Source organism: Herbaspirillum sp. RV1423, from assembly GCF_000577615.1.
Taxonomy (GTDB): Bacteria; Pseudomonadota; Gammaproteobacteria; order Burkholderiales; family Burkholderiaceae_D; genus Herbaspirillum.
In genome coordinates this window covers 30,188-48,180 of the sequence record NZ_CBXX010000037.1, presented here as the reverse complement: position 1 = coordinate 48,180, position 17,993 = coordinate 30,188, and the positions used below count along the sequence as shown (strand labels likewise).

Annotated in this window: 13 protein-coding genes; 3 read left to right on the top strand and 10 right to left on the bottom strand. The window is 61.7% G+C overall.

What is annotated here, in order from left to right:
* From RV1423_RS23400 to RV1423_RS30070, 7 genes are all read right to left on the bottom strand, one after another.
* A partial coding sequence (locus RV1423_RS23400; RefSeq protein ID WP_034302118.1) for a hypothetical protein occupies positions 1-5,046 on the bottom strand: 5,046 nt, incomplete at its 3' end.
* Positions 5,047-5,076: 30 nt separating this feature from the next.
* Positions 5,077-6,792, bottom strand: coding sequence for a peptidase domain-containing ABC transporter (locus RV1423_RS23395; protein WP_034302115.1), 1,716 nt, complete (start codon positions 6,790-6,792; stop codon positions 5,077-5,079).
* Between the two features lie 43 nt (positions 6,793-6,835).
* A complete protein-coding gene (locus RV1423_RS23390; protein WP_034302112.1) occupies positions 6,836-8,503 on the bottom strand; it encodes a hypothetical protein in 1,668 nt (555 codons plus the stop codon).
* A gap of 64 nt (positions 8,504-8,567) precedes the next feature.
* Positions 8,568-9,911, bottom strand: coding sequence for an HlyD family type I secretion periplasmic adaptor subunit (locus RV1423_RS23385; RefSeq protein ID WP_034302143.1), 1,344 nt, complete (start codon positions 9,909-9,911; stop codon positions 8,568-8,570).
* Between the two features lie 32 nt (positions 9,912-9,943).
* Positions 9,944-10,714, bottom strand: a complete 771-nt coding sequence (locus tag RV1423_RS23380; protein ID WP_034302110.1) for an OmpA family protein — start codon at positions 10,712-10,714, stop codon at positions 9,944-9,946.
* 18 nt (positions 10,715-10,732) lie between these two features.
* On the bottom strand, positions 10,733-12,190 hold the full coding sequence (locus tag RV1423_RS23375; RefSeq protein WP_051516887.1) for a TolC family protein: 1,458 nt from the start codon (positions 12,188-12,190) through the stop codon (positions 10,733-10,735).
* Between the two features lie 401 nt (positions 12,191-12,591).
* Positions 12,592-12,819 (bottom strand): hypothetical protein, encoded by a 228-nt coding sequence (locus RV1423_RS30070; RefSeq protein WP_155835233.1) that lies wholly within the window; start codon positions 12,817-12,819, stop codon positions 12,592-12,594.
* Between the two features lie 86 nt (positions 12,820-12,905).
* Between RV1423_RS30070 and htpG the strand changes: the two genes are divergently transcribed.
* From htpG to RV1423_RS23360, 3 genes are all read left to right on the top strand, one after another.
* Complete coding sequence (gene htpG, locus RV1423_RS23370) at positions 12,906-14,819, top strand: molecular chaperone HtpG (protein WP_034302108.1); 1,914 nt, start codon at positions 12,906-12,908, stop codon at positions 14,817-14,819.
* Between the two features lie 112 nt (positions 14,820-14,931).
* Positions 14,932-15,438 (top strand): FUSC family protein, encoded by a 507-nt coding sequence (locus tag RV1423_RS23365; protein ID WP_034302106.1) that lies wholly within the window; start codon positions 14,932-14,934, stop codon positions 15,436-15,438.
* Positions 15,428-16,024, top strand: a complete 597-nt coding sequence (locus RV1423_RS23360) for a GNAT family N-acetyltransferase (protein WP_034302104.1) — start codon at positions 15,428-15,430, stop codon at positions 16,022-16,024. The genes RV1423_RS23365 and RV1423_RS23360 overlap by 11 nt, the downstream gene beginning before the upstream one ends.
* Before the next feature lie 79 nt (positions 16,025-16,103).
* Here the strand turns inward: RV1423_RS23360 and RV1423_RS23355 are convergent, their stop codons facing one another.
* The 3 genes from RV1423_RS23355 to RV1423_RS23345 form a co-directional block, all read right to left on the bottom strand.
* A complete protein-coding gene (locus tag RV1423_RS23355) occupies positions 16,104-16,556 on the bottom strand; it encodes a glycine zipper 2TM domain-containing protein (RefSeq protein WP_034302102.1) in 453 nt (150 codons plus the stop codon).
* Between the two features lie 161 nt (positions 16,557-16,717).
* Complete coding sequence (locus tag RV1423_RS23350) at positions 16,718-17,161, bottom strand: DUF962 domain-containing protein (RefSeq protein WP_034302099.1); 444 nt, start codon at positions 17,159-17,161, stop codon at positions 16,718-16,720.
* A 39-nt stretch (positions 17,162-17,200) separates the two neighbouring features.
* Positions 17,201-17,950, bottom strand: coding sequence for an SDR family oxidoreductase (locus RV1423_RS23345; protein WP_034302096.1), 750 nt, complete (start codon positions 17,948-17,950; stop codon positions 17,201-17,203).
* Positions 17,951-17,993 lie beyond the last annotated feature (43 nt).

The following is a 17,993-nucleotide window of genomic DNA, read 5'->3' as shown; positions in this document are numbered from 1 at the left end:
GTTCGTCGAATTCACATAGCTGACGCGATTGTGCGTGCCGCCGCTGCCATCGAACCTGTTGGCCGCCGCGCTGGCAATGAAAGTGTCGTCGGCGGAACCGCCGGTGACATCCTGGATATTGGCGTAGGTATCGCCATCGGCCAACCCGCCGACGCCATTGCCGGTAAACAGATTCACTGTCACCGCCGCCGCCGAATTGGCGTAATTGACGCGGTTGTGCGTACCGCCGGCGCCATCGAAGTTATTGTTCGCCGCATTGGCGATGAAGATGTCGTCGCCGGAACCGCCGGTGACATCCTGGATATTGGCGTAGGTATCGCCATCGGCCAACCCGCCGACGCCAATGCCTTGATACAGATCGACCGTCACCGCATCTGTCGAATTCGTGTAGTTGACGCGATTGTGCGTACCTCCGCCGCCGTCGAACTTGTTGGCCGCTGCGCTGGCCACGAAGGTATCGTTGGCGGAACCGCCAGTGACATCCTGGATATTGACGTACGTGTCGCCTGCCGCCAGGCTGCCGGCCCCTCCGCTGCCGGTACCAAGAAACAGGTCGACCGTCTCCGCCACGCTCGAGTTCGCATAGCTCACGAGATTGTGCGAGGCCGCCGTGCTGGCGCCGCCGTCAAACCTGTTGGCTGCCGCGCTGGCCACGAAGATGTCGTCGGCCGAGCCGCCGGTCACGTCCTGGATATTGGTATAGGTATCGCCGTCGGCCAGCCCGCCGACGCCGTTGCCGGTGAACAGATTCACCGTCACTGCCGCCGCCGAGTTGGCGTAGCTGACGCGGTTGTGCGAACCGCCGCTGCCGTCGAACCTGTTGGCGTCCGCGCTGGCGATGAAGGTATCGTCGGCAGAACCGCCGGTGGCATCCTGGATGCCGGTGTAGGTGTCGCCGTCGGCCAGCCCGCCGGTACCGATGCCCTGATACAGATCGACCGTCACCGCGTTCGTCGAATTCACATAGCTGACGCGATTGTGCGTGCCGCCGCTGCCATCGAACCTGTTGGCCGCCGCGCTGGCAATGAAAGTGTCGTCGGCGGAACCGCCGGTGACATCCTGGATATTGGCGTAGGTATCGCCATTGGCCAGGCTGCCGACGCCGCCGCTGCCGACGCCAAGGAAGAGGTCGACCGTCTCCGCCGCCGTCGAATTCGCATAACTGACACGGTTATGCGACGTCGCCGTACTGACGCCGCCATCGAAGTTGTTGGCGGCGGCGCTGGCCACGAAGGTATCATCGCCGGAACCGCCGGTGACGTCCTGCATGTTGGTATAAGTGTCGCCATTCGCGAGGCTGCCGACGCCGCCGCTACCAACGCCAAGGAAGAGGTCGACCGTCTCCGCCGCCGTCGAATTCGCATAACTGACACGGTTATGCGACGTCGCCGTACTGACGCCGCCATCGAAGTTGTTGGCGGCGGCGCTGGCCACAAAGGTATCGTCGAACGCGCTGCCGGTCAGATCCTGGACGTTGCTGAGTTTGTCGCCTTGCGCATAGCCGCCGCTGGTGCCGACGCCATCGGTCCTGCTCAGGTCCACTGTCACGGCCGCCGTCGACGATGCATAGCTGACGCGGTTGTGCGACGCCGCCGTGCTGACGCCGCCATCCAGGGTATTGGCGTCGGCGCTGGCGACGAACAAGTCGTCGGAAGACGAACCGACGACGTTTTCCATGTTGGCGTAAGTGTCGCCGGCCGCATAGCCGCCCGCGCCCAGGCCCGTGACAAAGTTGACCGTGACGCCCGCCGTCGAATACGCATAGCTGACCGTGTCCGATCCCTGCAAGCCATCGAAGATATTGGCAACCGACGATGCAATAAACGTATCGTCATTGCTCGAACCGATGATGTTCTGAATATTGGCGTAAGTGTCGCCGGCGGCGAAGCCGTTGCCGCCGACATTGTTGACCAGGTCCACCAGCACGCCAATGCTGTCGCTGGCCTTGGCATAGCTGACCGTATTGTTGCCGGCCAGGCCGTCGAAAGCGTTGGCGGCGGCGCTGGCGATGAACATGTCGTCGTAGGCGCTGCCGATGACGTTCTGGATGTTGGTATATGCGTCGTCGGTCGCATAACCGCCGTTGCCGCCGCCCAGCACCAGGTCGACGGTCACGCCGGCGACCGAGCTGGTATAGCTGACCGTATTCGAACCCGCGCCGCCGTCGAACCTGTTGGAAGCCGCATTGGCGATGAACGTGTCGTTGAAATTACTGCCGGTCAGGTCCTGCACATTGATCAGCTTGTCGCCTTGCGCATAACCGCCGGAAGTGCCGCTGCCGTCGGTGTAATTCAGGTCCACCGTCACGGCCGCGTTCGAGTCTTCATAGCTGACGCGATTGTGGGAAGCGGCGGTGCTGGTGCCGCCGTCGAACCTGTTGGCATCGGCGCTGGCGATGAAGATATCGTCGTAAATGCTGCCGACCAGGTTCTGGATATTGACGAACGAGTCGCCGTTGGCATAGGTGCTGCCGGTCCCGGTGCCGATGTTGTTGGTCAGGTCGATCGTCACGCCGCCCACGGATTGCTCGTAACTGACGGTGTTGACGCCGGCGCCGCCGTCGAAGCGGTTGTTGTCCGCGCTGGCCACGAAGAAGTCGTCGTAATTGCTGCCGATGATGTTCTGGATATGCAGCAGCGTGTCGCCCTGCGCATAGCCGCCGCTGGCGCTACCGTCGAACAGGTTGACGGTTACGCCCGCATTCGAGAACGCATAGCTGACCGTATCCGAGCCGCCCGAGCCGCCGTCGAAATGGTTGGCCCCAGCGCCCGAAATGAAGGTGTCGCTCGACGAGCTGCCGACGATGTTCTGGATGTTGGTATAGGTATTGTTCTGCGCGTAGCCCCCGCTGCCTGTCATCGTCACCATGTTGGCGATGATGCCGCCGGTGGAGGCGCCGTAGTTCACGGTATCCGAACCGCCGCTGCCGCCGTTGAAGTTGCGGCTGTCGATGCCGGCGACGAACACGTCGTCGTAGGCGCTGCCGATCACGTTCTGGATGTGGCTGTAAGTATCGCCTTCAGCATCGCCTCCGACGCCGCGGCCGCTGACGAAATTGACCGACACGCCCGCCGCCGAATTGGCATAGCTGACCGTATCCTGCCCGCCGCTGCCGCCGTCGAAACTGTTGGCATCGCTATTGGCGACGAAGGTGTCGTTGAAAGCGCTGCCGATGACGTTCTGGATATGGACATAGGTGTCGCCCTGCGCCGAGCCGCCGGTGCCTGCCCCGGTGCTCAGATTGACGGTGACGCCGGCGCTCGACGCGGCGTATGACACGGTATCCGAACCGCCGCTGCCACCGTCGAAACGATTGGCCAGCGTATTGGCGATGAACATATCGTCATGGGCGCTGCCGATCGCGTTCTGGATATGCACATAGGTGTCGCCTTCGGCGTCGCCGTTGCTGCCGGTGCCGGCGATCAAGTTGACCGTCACGCCTGCAGCCGACGCGGTATAAGACACGGTATCCGAGCCGCCGCTGCCGCCATCGAGGCGATTGACCGCCGCGTTGGCGACAAAGGTATCGTTGTAGGCGCTGCCGATCAGGTTCCGGATATTGGTCAGCACGTCGCCCTGGGCGTCGCCGCCCGATCCCAGCCCGGTGTTCAGGTTGATCGTCACGCCCGCGCCGGAATTGCTGTAGCCGGCCGTATTGATGCCTTGCGAACCGCCGGTCAGCACGTCGGCGCCGCCGCCGCCCTCGAAATAAGTATTGCCGCTGCCGCCGATGATGGTGTCGGCGCCGGCGCCGCCGTACAACAAATCGTTGGCATTGCTGCCGTAAATGGTGACGCCGCCGTCGCCGGCATGGATCTCGTGCGGCACGCCCTGCGCCGGCAAGACCCAGACGCTCTTGCCGGTGGCCGGGTCGAGATAGGTCAGGTCGGTGTAGGTGCTGGCGTCCTTGATGACGACCACGCGCGAATCCGTCAGATGCACCAGGCCGTCCGTCGTCACCACCGACACATCGAAATTGATGGTCGAGGTCGGCGGCGTCGGCTGACTGGGATCCGCGGGCGTCGTGGTGTACTTCACCTGCAGGTCGAAAATTTTTTGTCCGACGTTTGGCGTGATCTCATACGTGCCGCCGCCGAGACTGGTCGCATTCAGGATCGTCATGGTCGGCGGTACACCGGTGATCAGCATCGACTTCACGGTGCCGTCGCCGGTCACCTTGATCTCGAATACCTTGACGAAGTCGCTCTGCGTGGTGCTGCCGGTGGCATAGATGGTGTGCACGTCGTTACCGGCGTTGATGACCTGCGGCGCGAACTGCACCGCGTTGGAGCCGTCGGTTGCCGAAGCCGGAGAACCGCCGCTGCCGTACAGCACGCTGCCGACCTGCGTCTGCGTGGTCAGGTTGAGCAGATTCACCGTCATCGCCGGCGTTTGCGGTCCCACCACGATGGGCGTCAGCACCGCGCCGGGGCGCTCCGGCAACGCATTGGAAATTTGCTTGATCAGCGAATCGGCGCCGGTCGTCACCGGCGGCGCAGGCGGTACCGGGACTGACGGCAGCGCCAGGTTTTGCAAACCGTTGCTGGTCAGCGAACCGGCGTTGTCCTGGATGATCTTGGCCAGCAGGCTGGTGACGGCGGGATTGAGCTGGGCCGAATTATTGTTGGCGGTGAAGTGGTTGTCCTGCGCGGCGCCGTCGGCATCGGCGCTGCGGTCATGGGTGTTGCTCGGATCGGAATTGAGAATCAGCGACTGGTCATGGTTTTGCAGCGGGATCTTGCCGACCATGTCGAACAGGCGGCCGGTATCCTGCGAGGCGTCGGCGAAGATGACCCGGGACTTGTCGTCCATGGCGCCCAACGCACCGCCGGCCAGCACCACCTTGCTGCCGTCGTCCATCTGCAACACCATGTCGACATCGACGACCTGCACATGCTTGACCGCGCTGCGCGGCACGTTCAGGTGGAAGCTGCCGTTCTGGTCGGGCATCGCCACGCGCGCCGAGCCGGTGACAGCCGTAGGCACATTGCCGGCTGCGCCCGCGGCATTGCTTGCATTGGTCTTTGGTGGAATTGCAGTTGCCATGATGAACCTCGTTATCGAAGCTTGGTTTTGTTATTGCTGCAACATCTGCGCGCTCGGGCCGTCGGCGATGACCTTGCCGTCGTTGAGCACGATGATGCGATCCATGCGCCGGAGCAAGGCGGTGCTGTGGGTTGCCACCACCAGCGTGCGCTGCGCCGAATACGCCATCAGTTTTTCAATGATCTTCGCTTCCGTCGACAAGTCGATGCCGGTGGTCGGCTCGTCCAGCAGCATCACCGTCGGCATGCCCGCCACCGTGCGCGCCAGGGCCAGCATCTGGCGCTGGCCGCCGGACAGGTTGCCGGGCGCCTTGAGCATCTGGTCCAGGCGCAGCTCGCCGCGCGCGATCAGGTCGTCGACGCCGGACACCGCCAGCGCCGCTTCATAGACATTGCTGTCGACGCGGTCGCCGACGAAGATGTTGGCCGCCAGGCTGCCGTCGAACAGAAAGGGTTCCTGCGGCTTGTAGCCGACGCAACGCATCCGTACCGGCACCGCATAAGCCGCCACCGCCACGCCGTCGATCAGCACCTGGCCCTTGCCCGCCTCGATCTTGTACAAACCGGCCAGCGCGCGCAGCAGCGTGGTCTTGCCGGAACCGGAACGGCCGACGATGCCGACTTTTTCGCCGGGCTGGATCGCCAGCGACACGTTGTCGAGCGCCGGTCTTTCGTTCTTGTCCAGATGCAGCGTCAGGTTGACCACCTGGATCAGGCCGCGCATGTCCTGGCGCAAGACGTCGGCGACCACCTGTTCCGGCTCGTCGTCGAACAGTTCTTCGAAGGCGGCGCGTGCGCGGCGGAACATTTCCATGCGGCCCAGCACCATCGTCACCGACGACAGCATCGAGGTGGCGCGGCCGATCAGCAGCGAACTGGCGATCAGCGCGCCGACGGTGAGCGCATTGTCTTCCACCAGATAAACGCCGACCACCAGCGTGCCGACCGAGATCAGCGTATAGCCGACCGCCGACAAGGCGTAACCGACATTCATCCAGAAACGGCTCTTGGCCAGGTTGACCGCATTGTCGGCAGCATCCTGCAGGAAGGCCTTGACCAGACGATCTTGCAAGGGCGACGTCTTCAGGGTTTCCATGCCGAACACCAGGCTGGCCAGCTTGTCCACCTTGCCGATGCCGGATGTCATCGCGGCATTGCCGTAATCCGTCGCCGGAATCTTGCACAGCAACTGCGCCGTCACCAGCATCGCGCCGCCGACCAGGATGACCCAGACCAGATGGCCGCCGATCAGGCCGAGCGCCACCAGGTACATGGCCAGGAAAGGCAGGTCGATCAGCATCAGCATGTAGTTCGAGGACAGCAGGTCGCGCGCGCTGCTGAGGTCGCGGTATTTGGCCAGCACCACGCCGACCGGCGCGCTGACCCGGGACGCCAGCAGGCGGCGCGCCGACACGCTGTCGAACTCGATGTCGAAACGGCCCGCCAGTTGCTCGATGTAGTACACGCGGATCACGCGCATGACCAGTTCCAGCACGATGAACAAGGCCATGCCGAGGGTCAGCGCCCATAGCGTTTCCGGAATGTGGTTGCCGATCACCTTGTCGTAGACCAGGCGCGAATAGATCGGCATGAACAACCCGAACAGATTGATCAGCACGCCGGCCACGACGATCTCGACGAAGCGCGTACCGTAGGCGCGCATCAGCATCAGGTATGCCGGGTCCTTGCGCAGCGAATGCAAATCGGCTTGCGGCTGGTCGACGTGGATTTGGTCGCTTTCGTTCATGGGTTCCGTTCGCGGTTCAGGCGGCAATCAATGGCTCAGGACATCAGCCGTTTTCCTTGCCCGCCAGCGACAGTTCACGAATCGCTTCGCGCAGTTCCAGGCGCAAGTCCTTGACCAGGGTCTGGCGGCCGCTGCGCATTTCGTCGATGACGGTCTGCGCATTGATGTTCTGCCGCATCAGCGCTTCGGTGATCGAGGTCAGCGAGGTCGGGATGGCGCCGAGGTTCTTGACGCGGTCGTTCATCATCGCCATATGCTTGGCCAGGTCGATCTGCAACTGGCGCGCCGACAAGGCGTCGCGCGCCATGTTGCTGGAGTTCTCGCCGATGACCTTGCCCAGCTCGCCGAGGCGGGTCGATACGGTAGCGTGGATTTCGCCCTGGTGCTGGATGGCGCCGAGCTCGTCGCCCATGCGGATGGAAATCTGGTTGAGCAGCGCCGGCAACTGGGCGATGTTTTGCGCGGATTTTTCGTTGAGGTTGGCGATTTCGGACTGCTGCGCCTGCATCGAGGTCAATGCCGACGACAGCGCCATCTGGCCGCTCTCGATGGTGGAAACGATCTTCGGCAGCACTTCGAAGCTGCGCATGGCGATGTCGCCGTTGACCGAAAGGCGTTCTTCCAGCAGCGACAGGCTCTCGGTCAGGTCGCGCGCCGAGGTGACTTTTTGATTGATGATCTGGCCGAGATTGCGGATCTCCTCCAGCGTCTGCTGGCCGACTTCATGCATGCGCGGACCGAACGACACCAACTGGCGCAAGCTCTTCGATTCATCCATGCTTTCATGGAACAGTTGCACGATGTTGTTGAGGCGCTCGTTCATGCCTTCGAGTTTGATGCCGGCCTGCATCGAGGCTTCCGAGCTGGCGCGCGAGGCCATGATGGATTCGCGCTGCAACACCATGAGATCCTGCAGGAACTCCGCCAGGAAGGATTCCGACACGCCCTGGCGCGTGGTCGCCGCCGGTCCGGACATATCGTGGATGACGTGCTGCACCATGTCGCTGATGCATTCGCGTGCGCGCGAGACGAGTTTCTTTCCGGCCGCGCGCAGCGGCGTCAGCGTCAGGCCCAGCGCCAGCGAACCGATCAGGCCGAACATCGAGGCACTGAACGCGGTGCCCATGCTGGCCAGCGGTTTTTGCAGGTCGGACACAAGATGCATGAACGATGCATCCATGTCGCCGCCCTGGGTCGCCTTGCCGAAACCGTCAATCAGCGCCGCCGTGCCGACCAGCGTTTCGAGCAGGCCGATGAAGGTGCCCAGGAGGCCCAGCGCGATCATGAAGCCGGTCAGGAACTGCGGGAATTCGAGTTTCGCTTCCAGGTGCGATTGCAGGTCGGCCAGCGAACGCTCGATGGTTTCCTGTTCGATACGCGATGTCAGACGGCCCTTGGTGTTGGCGACGCTGACCAGCACCTTGGCGATTTCGCTGTCCTGGAATTCCGGCGCCTTGACCAGGTCTTCCATCGATTCGCCGCCATTCACGCGCGCGTAGAACAGCGTGAGCTTGTCGTATTCCCAGTTCACGCGCCACATGTTGTAGACGATCAGCGAGACACCGAATATCGCCACGCTGATAATGAACAAGTTCAGGAAGGGATTGATCCGGATCGCATGCAGGACGAAGTCTCTGAACAGGAAGCCGCCCAATAACAGAAACAAGGACGGAATCGCGGCGAGTGCATAGAATTTGCGCAGGTTTTTCATACGATCAGGTTCCGAAAGATGTAAAAAACAGAGAAATGGTCATGGGGGAATGCATTGCGGCTCCTCAGCGCGGCTCCCTGAGCGCGGTCTGGCCGAAGCGGCTCAGCGGCGACATTAGGTATTGCCAGACCGTGCGGCGGCCGACGATCATGTCGGCCGTGGCCGTCATGCCCGGCATCAGCGGCAGGCCGATATCCCGCTTGGCGTCGCGCGCGACTTCGATCTTGACGCGGTAAAAGCGCTCGCCGCGCTCTTCTGGCACGGTGTCGGCGCTGACCTCGGTCACCACGCCCTTCATCGCGCCGTACACGCCGTAGTCGTAGGCCGACACCTTGACGCGCGCCGGCACGCCGGTCATCAGTTGGGCGCGATCGGTCGGCAATATCCTGGCTTCGATCACCAGCTTGTCGTCGGTCGGCGTCATCTCGATGATGGCGTCGCCCGGCTTGACCACGCCGCCGATGGTGTTGATGAGTACGCGGTTGACGATGCCGTCCATCGGCGCGCGCACTTCCGAGCGCGAGACGCGGTCGTTGCGCGATTTGATTTCTTCCTGCAGGCGCGCCAGTTCGGTTTCGCTGGTGGTGAGGTCGCTGCGCGCCTCGGCGCGAAAGCGCGAGGACGCTTCGCCCATCTTGGCCTGGGCTTCGGAAATGGCGGCGTTCAGGCGCGGGATCATGGCGTTGGTGGCGTTCAGGCGGCTCAGCGCGTCCTGCGCCTTGGATTGCGACTGGATGTCTTCCAGTTGCGAAGCGGCATTGCGCTCGAACATGCCATGCACCAGTCTGTACTGGCGCTGCGCCAGATCGTATTCGGACACCAGGCTCTTCTGGCGGCTGGCGGCTTCGCCGACTTCGGCCTGGCGTTGCGCCGACTGCTCGCGCAAGACGCTCAGTTCCTGCGTCAGCTTGGCCTGGCGCGCGGCGAACGAGGCCAGTTCGCTCTGTACCGCGGGATCGTCGTTTTGCAGGTCGGCAGGCATCGCCACCGCAGAAGCGCCGCCCGCTTCGGCCTTGAGGCGGGCGATGCGCGCGCGCAGACCGAGGATCTTGACCTTGCCTTCGCCGAGATCGGCATTGGCGCGCACGTCGGCAATCGAGATCAGGATCTGCCCCTTCTTCACCGCTGCGCCTTCGCGCACCAGGATGGCCGAAACGATGCCGCCTTCCAGATGCTGGATGACCTGGTTATGTTCGGAGGCGACGATGCGGCCGCTGCCGCGCACCACCATGTCGATCGGTGCGAACCACGACCACACCAGCAGGCACAGCAGCAGGAACACGGTGGCGAGAATGAACATGCGCGGACGCGGCAACTGGCGATGATTGCCAAGCTGGACGTCCAGCCGCGGCGCGAGCAGCCGCATCATCTGCCGGCTGCGCAGGCTCAATTGCAGGCGCAGGCGCATATCCCAGCGCAACTTCTCCAAAGGAAGCGTCGTCATTTGCCCTCCGCCAGATATTGGATGATCACGCGCGCGTTGCTTTCGGTGCTGTTCTCGGACGTCGCCACGCGGCTGACCACGCGCTCTTTGTCGACGCCGACGTCGATCAGGTGATTGCGCACGGCGACGGTGCGGTAGTAGGCGCGGCGACGCGCTTCGCTGAATTCGGCCGAGCCGATGACGCCGGTGACGATGATCTTGCCCTGCTGCGCCTTGACGCGCCGGACCCATTCGCCGATGCTGCCGTCGAGCGTCTTGCTGCCGTCGGCGCTGAGTTCGGTGGCTTCCTTGTCGAAGTGCAGGACCACTGCTTTGTCGCTGCCGTCGACCCGCATGCCGGGCGCGACTTCCTTGGCTTGCTCGAGTCTGACCTGGATATTGTTGTTGCCTGCACCGGCGGCGCTGCGCAGGCTGCCGGCATCGGCCTGCAGCGGCGGCGCGGCCTGCTGCGACTTGAGCTGGGCGATCTCGCGCCTGAGCTTTGCGATCTCGTTGCTCTTGTCGCGGTTCTCGCTCTTCAGCCGTGCGGTGTCGGCGTCTTCGCCTGCCGGTGCATCGACCTCGTCAGGCTTGACACGGGTGGAACCGCTCTGCGTCTGCACCATACCCTTGGTGACCATTTTGCTCACGCGGATTTCCGCCAGCTTCTGCGAATAGTAGAAGAGCGTCACGACGAACACCACCACCACGAAAATCATGACCAGGACGACATTGGACAACGCGTCCACAAACCCCGGCCAGAAATTCTGTTCCTTTCCCCCGTCCATCGCTTGCTCGAGCCTTCCCTATTTGCCGTTACGCGATTGATCGCCGGACGGCGTCCATGCGCGCCCGGTGTTGCGTAATATCTGATAGCTGATATCCGCCTGTTGAAACAACAGCAGTGCAAAATCCATGCGCGCCTGATAAGCCTGCTGGTACGCATCCAGCACATCGAGCAATTGCTTGCTGCCGGTCGACAATTGCTCGAGGAAAACATCGGCGACCTTGGCGTTGGTTTCATACGCCTCGCGCGAAATGTCCATGCGCTTCCTGACCGCGCCCAGGGTGCGGTAATTGATTTCGATCTGCTCTTTCAGTTTGCGCTCGAGGTCGGCGGCGGTATTGCTCTTTTCCACCAGCTTGGCGCCGATCTGGCTCTGGTAATACGCGTCGGAACCGCCATTGAGCAGATTCATGGTCATCACCAGCATGAGGCGACGATCGGTCTGCAAGGTCTGGTCGCCGCCGGCGCCGCGTGTCTTGGCCTGCGACCATTCGACCGCAAAGGTCGGCGTGAACTTGGCGCGGGCCGATTTCAATTCTTCGCGGACGGCGTCGGTATCGCTGCGCGCGGCGCGGATGCCGGCGTTGCTTTCAAGAACATCCTGCAGCGCCACGCGCGAGGTCGGCGGCACCGCCGGCATCATGCGCGCCGGGACCTGCACCTGCTGGACGCGCCGTCCGATCAGTTGGGTCAGCGTCACCAGCGTGCTTTCCAGCGTGCCTTCGCTTTCGGCGATGGTAGCTTGCGCCTGCAGCGAACGGCCGCGCACGCGTTCGAAATCGATCTTGCTGGCGCCGCCGCCCTCCAGGCGCTTGCGCATGTACTCCAGCAGTTCGTCCATGCGCTTGGCGTAGCTGCGCGCAAACGACAAAGACGCGTAAGCGCGCAGCACGTCGTAATAAGCCTTGATCACCGAGTAGTACAGCGATTCGCGCGCATCGTCGCGACGCAGGTCGGCGGCCTGCGACATCGCACGCTGCTTCTGATAATCAAAATAGGAACCCGGCGCAAAGATCGGCTGGCGGCCGATCAGCGTCGCATCCCAGCGCTTGTGACTGTCGGCCTGGACAATATTGCCGTTCTCGTCGCGAAACGATGCCGGCGACGAATATTCCTTGCCCTTCTGCGTGCGCACGTCCAGCGTCGGCCCCATCTGACCCAGCGACGCTTTGGAGGCGTAGCGGGCCTGGTCGGCCTGGGCGGCGGTGGCGGCGTAGCTGTAGCTGTTGTTCAGCGCCAGATCCAGCACCTGGTCGAGCGTCAGGAACGGCACTTGCAGGTCGTCGACGGTTTCCACCTGCACCGGCGGCAAGTCGATGGCGCTGCCGCTGAAGCTTGGATCGGACTGGCGCAGCAACGCGAGAATTTCGTCATTGGAATTGGCCGAGGCTTCCGCACGAGCGGCAAGCTCCGCCGGCGATGGCTGCGCTGCGGATTTTTGCGCTGCATCGCCCTCTCGATCTGGAATCACTCGCATTTGCGGAGGCGTATCTGAAACCAGTTCGTCGCTTTTCGCCTGCGCAAGCAGGGATACCCCGGATGTTAAATTTCCGGACGGAAATTTTCCACGGGAAAGCAGAGGTAAATTGATAGCGTCAGATGCTGCGACTACGTTCGAAAGGATCGAAAAAAACAGCGCGCCAAAGACTAACGTCTTGTTTTTATATGTCATTATTAGATACAACAGCCCGATCCGGAGACCGGCCCCCCTCCCATCATACGAATGAAAATCAACAAGCCCTCAAACCAACCGACTTCAATCGTCCCCGGAAACTGCCATATCTTTTATTGTGGATTTTGCTGGGGCATTTTTTTACTGCTGCCGAATTATACTTTAGGCAACATCAATAATCTGCTCGCATTTATAAAAACACATAATTAATCAATGAGTTGCGGATCAATTGCCAAGATTGTCGGCAAACGGTCGTGCATATTCCGATTCTGAGAAATACGCAGATGTATTCTCCCTGCTAATTGTGATGAGGAGATGACGTTGTATGCCGCAGCGTTTTCCCCATTTCCGAAATGCAATTTTTTTCTGCTCCCTCCATTGAAATTCGCCCAAGCCGCCGCAATCTTTTTACAATACGCATCGACGTAGCGCATCGACGTAGCATGTCCCGCTTGTATCTGGGGCGGCGCTGATGCACCTTTTTCCGGCAATCATTTCCAACTCAAGAGGTAAGGTAACTATGGCAGCACCCGAGAAACAAACCCTGGGCTTCCAGGCCGAAGTCAAACAACTGTTGCAGTTGATGATCCACTCCTTGTATTCGAACAAGGAGATTTTCCTGCGCGAACTCATCTCCAATGCCTCCGATGCGGCAGACAAGCTGCGTTTCGAGGCGATCAACGACAGCGCCCTGTTCGAGAACGATCCCGAGCTGAAGATCAAGGTCAGCTTCGACAAGGCGGCGCGCACCATCACCATTTCCGACAACGGCATCGGCATGAACCGCGACGAAGCGATCTCCCATCTGGGCACGATCGCCAAGTCCGGCACCAAGGAATTTTTCTCGAAACTGTCCGGCGACCAGCAGAAGGACGCGGCGCTGATCGGCCAGTTCGGCGTCGGCTTCTATTCCGGCTTCATCATCGCCGACCGCATCACGGTGGAAACCCGCCGCGCCGGCACGCCGGCCAATGAAGGCGTGCGCTGGGAATCCGAAGGCGCTGGCGAGTTCTCGATCGAAGCGATCGACAAGCCGAATCGCGGCACCGACATCATCCTGCACCTGCGCGAAGGCGAAGACGAGTTCCTGTCCTCGTGGCAACTGAAATCCATCATCCGCAAATACTCCGACCACATCTCGCTGCCGATCCTGATGCAGAAGGAAGAATGGGACGACGAGAAAAAGGAAACCGTCCAGCAGGACGAACTGGAAACCGTCAACCAGGCCAGCGCCCTGTGGACGCGCAGCAAGTCGGACATCACGCCCGAGCAATACGAAGAGTTCTACAAGCACATCTCGCACGACTTCGGCGCGCCGCTGGCCTACACGCACAACCGCGTCGAGGGCCGCAGCGAATATACCCAACTGCTGTACATCCCGACCCGCGCGCCGTTCGACATGTGGGACCGCAACAAGCGCGGCGGCATCAAGCTGTACGTCAAGCGCGTATTCATCATGGACGACGCCGAGCAACTGATGCCGGTCTACCTGCGCTTCGTCAAGGGCGTGATCGATTCGGCCGACCTGCCGCTCAACGTTTCGCGCGAAATCCTGCAAGAGTCGCGCGACGTCAAGGCGATCCGTGAAGGCTCGACCAAGCGCGTGCTGAGCTTGCTGGAAGAACTCGCCAACAGCGACGATCAGGCGCAGAAGGACAAGTACGCCGGCTTCTGGACCGAATTCGGCCAGGTGCTCAAGGAAGGCATCGGCGAAGACGCCGCCAACAAGGAACGCATCGCCAAGCTGCTGCGCTTCGCCTCGACGCACAACGATTCGGAGGCGCAGACTACCTCGTTCGCCGATTACATCGGCCGCATGAAGGAAGGCCAGGACAAGATTTACTACGTCACCGGCGAGAATTACCATGCCGCGAAGAACAGCCCGCATCTGGAAATCTTCCGCAAGAAAGGCGTGGAAGTGCTGCTGCTGACCGATCGCGTCGACGAATGGATGCTGTCCTTCCTGCAGGACTTCGACGGCAAGGAACTGGCCTCGGTGGCCAAGGGCGGGCTCGACCTCGGCAAACTGGAAAACGAAGCCGAGAAGAAGCAGCACGAAGAGACCGAAACCCAGTTCAAGGACCTCGTCGAAAAGATGAAGACTTCGCTGGTCGACAAGGCCAAGGATGTGCGCGTGACCTTCCGCCTGACCGATTCGCCGGCCTGCCTGGTGGCGGATGAAAACGAGCTGTCCGGCAACCTGGTGCGCATGCTCAAAGCCGCCGGCCAGAATGCCCCCGAGTCCAAGCCGATCCTGGAAATCAACCCGGACCACCCGCTGGTGCAGCGCCTGAAGTACGAAGAAGCCAAGTTCGACGACTGGTCGCATATCCTGTTCGACCAGGCTCTGCTGGCTGAAGGCGGCGCGCTGGCCGACCCATCCGGCTTCGTCAAGCGTCTCAACGAGATGTTGCTGGGCATGACATCGAAATAAGCCGGTTCTCCGCAACATGCGCAACGGCGGCCTTGAGGTCGCCGTTGTCGCTTTGACGGCGCTTTTCCGTTAAAGTGAAGACCGCCTTTCCTTCGCATCACTGCAAACGCCCATGGAATTCAACTTCATCAATCCCCGCAAGAACGCGCTGGTCTACCTCGTCAAGATTCTCTCCGGCTCGCTGATCCTCTGGTACGGCCTGCGCGCACTCGGCTTGCCTGAACCCTACTGGGCCATGATCTCGCTGATCATCGTGACCGAACCTGACATGACGGTCGCCAAGGCCAACTTCCGCGCACGGCTGATCAACACGATTTCCGGCGCCATCGTCGCCTGCCTTTGCCTGGTGATATTCGGCGCCAATTTCCTGTCGATGCTGGTCGCGCTTACCAGCGCCGTGCTGGTCGCCATGCTGTGGCAAAACTACCCGAGCAACTGGCGTCTGGGACCGGCCACGGTGGTGATCCTGATGTCGGCGGCGTTTGCCGGCGGCGGATTGCAAGAAGAGTTGCATCTGGCGCTCCTGCGCGTGGCGGAAGTGATAGCCGGCAGCACGGTCGCGCTACTGCAAACCGTGGTGTACATCGGTTTCGTCAACCGCCTGCGCCATGTCGACTGAACTGCGCCATGCGCGCATCCTGTTGCGTCCCTGGCGCAAGGACGATGTGGCGCCTTGCGCGGCAATGAACGCCGATCCTGAAGTGATGCGTTATTTTCCGTCAGTGCTGAGCCGCAGCGAAAACGATGTGCTGGTCAAACGCATCGAGGAGCATTTTTCCCTGCACGGCTTCGGCTTGTGGGCGCTGGAAATTCCAGGCGAGCTGCCGTTTGCGGGTTTCGTCGGCTTGCTGCGCGTGGCGTTCGATGCGCATTTCACGCCGGCGGTGGAAATCGGCTGGCGCCTGACGCCCGCCGCCTGGGGCAAGGGATATGCGACCGAAGCCGCGCAGGCGGTGCTGCGGCATGCCTTCCATGTTCTCGACATGAAGGAAATCGTTTCCTTCACAGCGGCAAGCAACAAGCGCTCGCAGGCAGTCATGCGGCGCCTGGGCATGCACACGCGCGCGGAGGATAATTTTGAACACCCGCGCCTGCCGCGTGGCCATCCCCTGAGCGTGCATGTGCTGTATCGCCTGAGACGCGAGCAATGGCTGGTGCAATCGGCCTACGATGGCGCCGGCCGGACGCTTTCCGTACGCCCATGAAAAAACCGTTGCGGCCCAGCCAGACGGCTTGAACGGCAACGGTTTGCGCGGTCTTGCGACCGCCGCCACTACGATCGGCTTAGTGCGTCACGCGGGTAGTACGCCCCGAGGACAGCAGGCGCACGCGCTCGCCGACACGAAACAGTTCGTCGGCATCCTGGGTGATGGCGCGCAGTTCACCGTTGTCCAGGCGCACGGTGATTTCCAGGCCCGGCTTGTTGGCGATGCGCGATTCGACCTGGTTGCCGGCGACGCCGCCGATCAGGGCGCCGACAATGCCTGCCGCCAACGCGCCGTTGCCGCTACCGACATTGGAACCGGCCGCGATGCCGCCCAGCGCGCCGCCTGCCAGCGTACCGACGCCGCTGGCGCCCTTGTCGATGGTGACGTTACGAACCGACTCGACCACCCCCATGCGCACCGTTTGTTCGCCCTGGGCCTGACGCGTGTTGTAGACGCTGGCCGAATTCGGCGTGACGGCGCAACCTGCTGCGAGCGAGCTGACGGCGACGATTAAAAGCAATTTCTTCATACAAAAACTCCGACGGAAAGTTTGCCCGGTCATCGGGCGGTGTTTTTGCTGCGCGCATGTCCGCATGTTTATTCGGCCATTCCTGCGCGACAAACAACTCTGTACATTCTAATACAGACCGCCCTCTTGACCCGATTTTCTGGATTTCGTTCCGCGTCCTGTCAATAGCGGATATGAAAACGCCGATACAGCAGGCTCAGCACAAACAAAGGCCCAATCAGCAGGAAGCGCAGGTCCTCGAAAAAGGATGGCTTTTTGCCCTCGATCTTGTGGCCGATGAATTGCCCGATCCACCCCACCACAAAAATCGCCGCCGAAAACGGCAACACCGTACCGGCCGGCAAACTGGACAGGATCAACAGCATCGCCCCTGCCATGACCAGCATGCCGACGGCGAACGGCGGCGACAACGTCAGATAATAGCCCAGCGACGCCGCTGCCAGGCCGATAGCCAGCAGCGGCGTCACGGTCCAGCACAAACCGAGCAGCGACAGTACGATAGCCGGCACGCAGACGCAATGGATCAGTTCATTGACGCGGTGGCGATGGCTTTCCGCATAACGGGCCAGCAACAGGTCAATGCGGCGATGGGTGAGGACGTTCATGTCTGCCTCCTGATGGAACGAGACGAAAACGAAACCGGATCAACGCCCGCCGGACACGTCGATGAAGGTGCCGGTTGCATATGACGCTTCCTCCGACAGCAGCCACAGGATGGCGTTGGCGACTTCCTCTGCCGTGCCGCCGCGCTTCATCGGCACGGCATCCTTGAGCCGGTCGACGCGTCCCGCTTCGCCGCCGCTGGCGTGGATATCGGTATAGATCAGACCGGGACGGACAGCGTTGACGCGGATACCTTCAGCCGCAACTTCCTTGGACAGACCGACGGTGAAAGCGTCGATCGCGCCCTTGGAAGCGGCGTAGTCGACATACTCGCCCGGGCCGCCCAACTTGGCCGCCATCGACGACAGGTTGACGATGGCGCCGCCCTTGCCGCCGTGTCTGGTGGACATGCGACGCACCGCTTCGCGCGCGCACAAAAAGCTGCCGGTGACGTTGGTCAGCAGCACGCGGTTGATGCGCTCGGCGGTCATGTCTTCGACCCGCATCTGATGCTCCAGGATGCCGGCGTTGTTGACCAGCGCGGTGAGCGTGCCGAGCTCCTTGTCGACGGTCTGGAACAGATGCAGGATATCGGCTTCCACCGCGACGTCGGACTTGACGGCAATCGCGCGTCCGCCGGCCTTGACGATGCCGTCAACCACCGCGTCGGCGGCGGCGCGATTCGATACGTAACTGAGGGCAACGGCGTAGCCGTGCGCTGCCGCCGATTGTGCAACTGCAGCACCGATGCCGCGGCTGCCGCCGGTGACGAGAATGATCTGTTGTCCCATGTGTTTTATCCTTATATGTTGTCGTGTGCCGGATCGCGAAGAG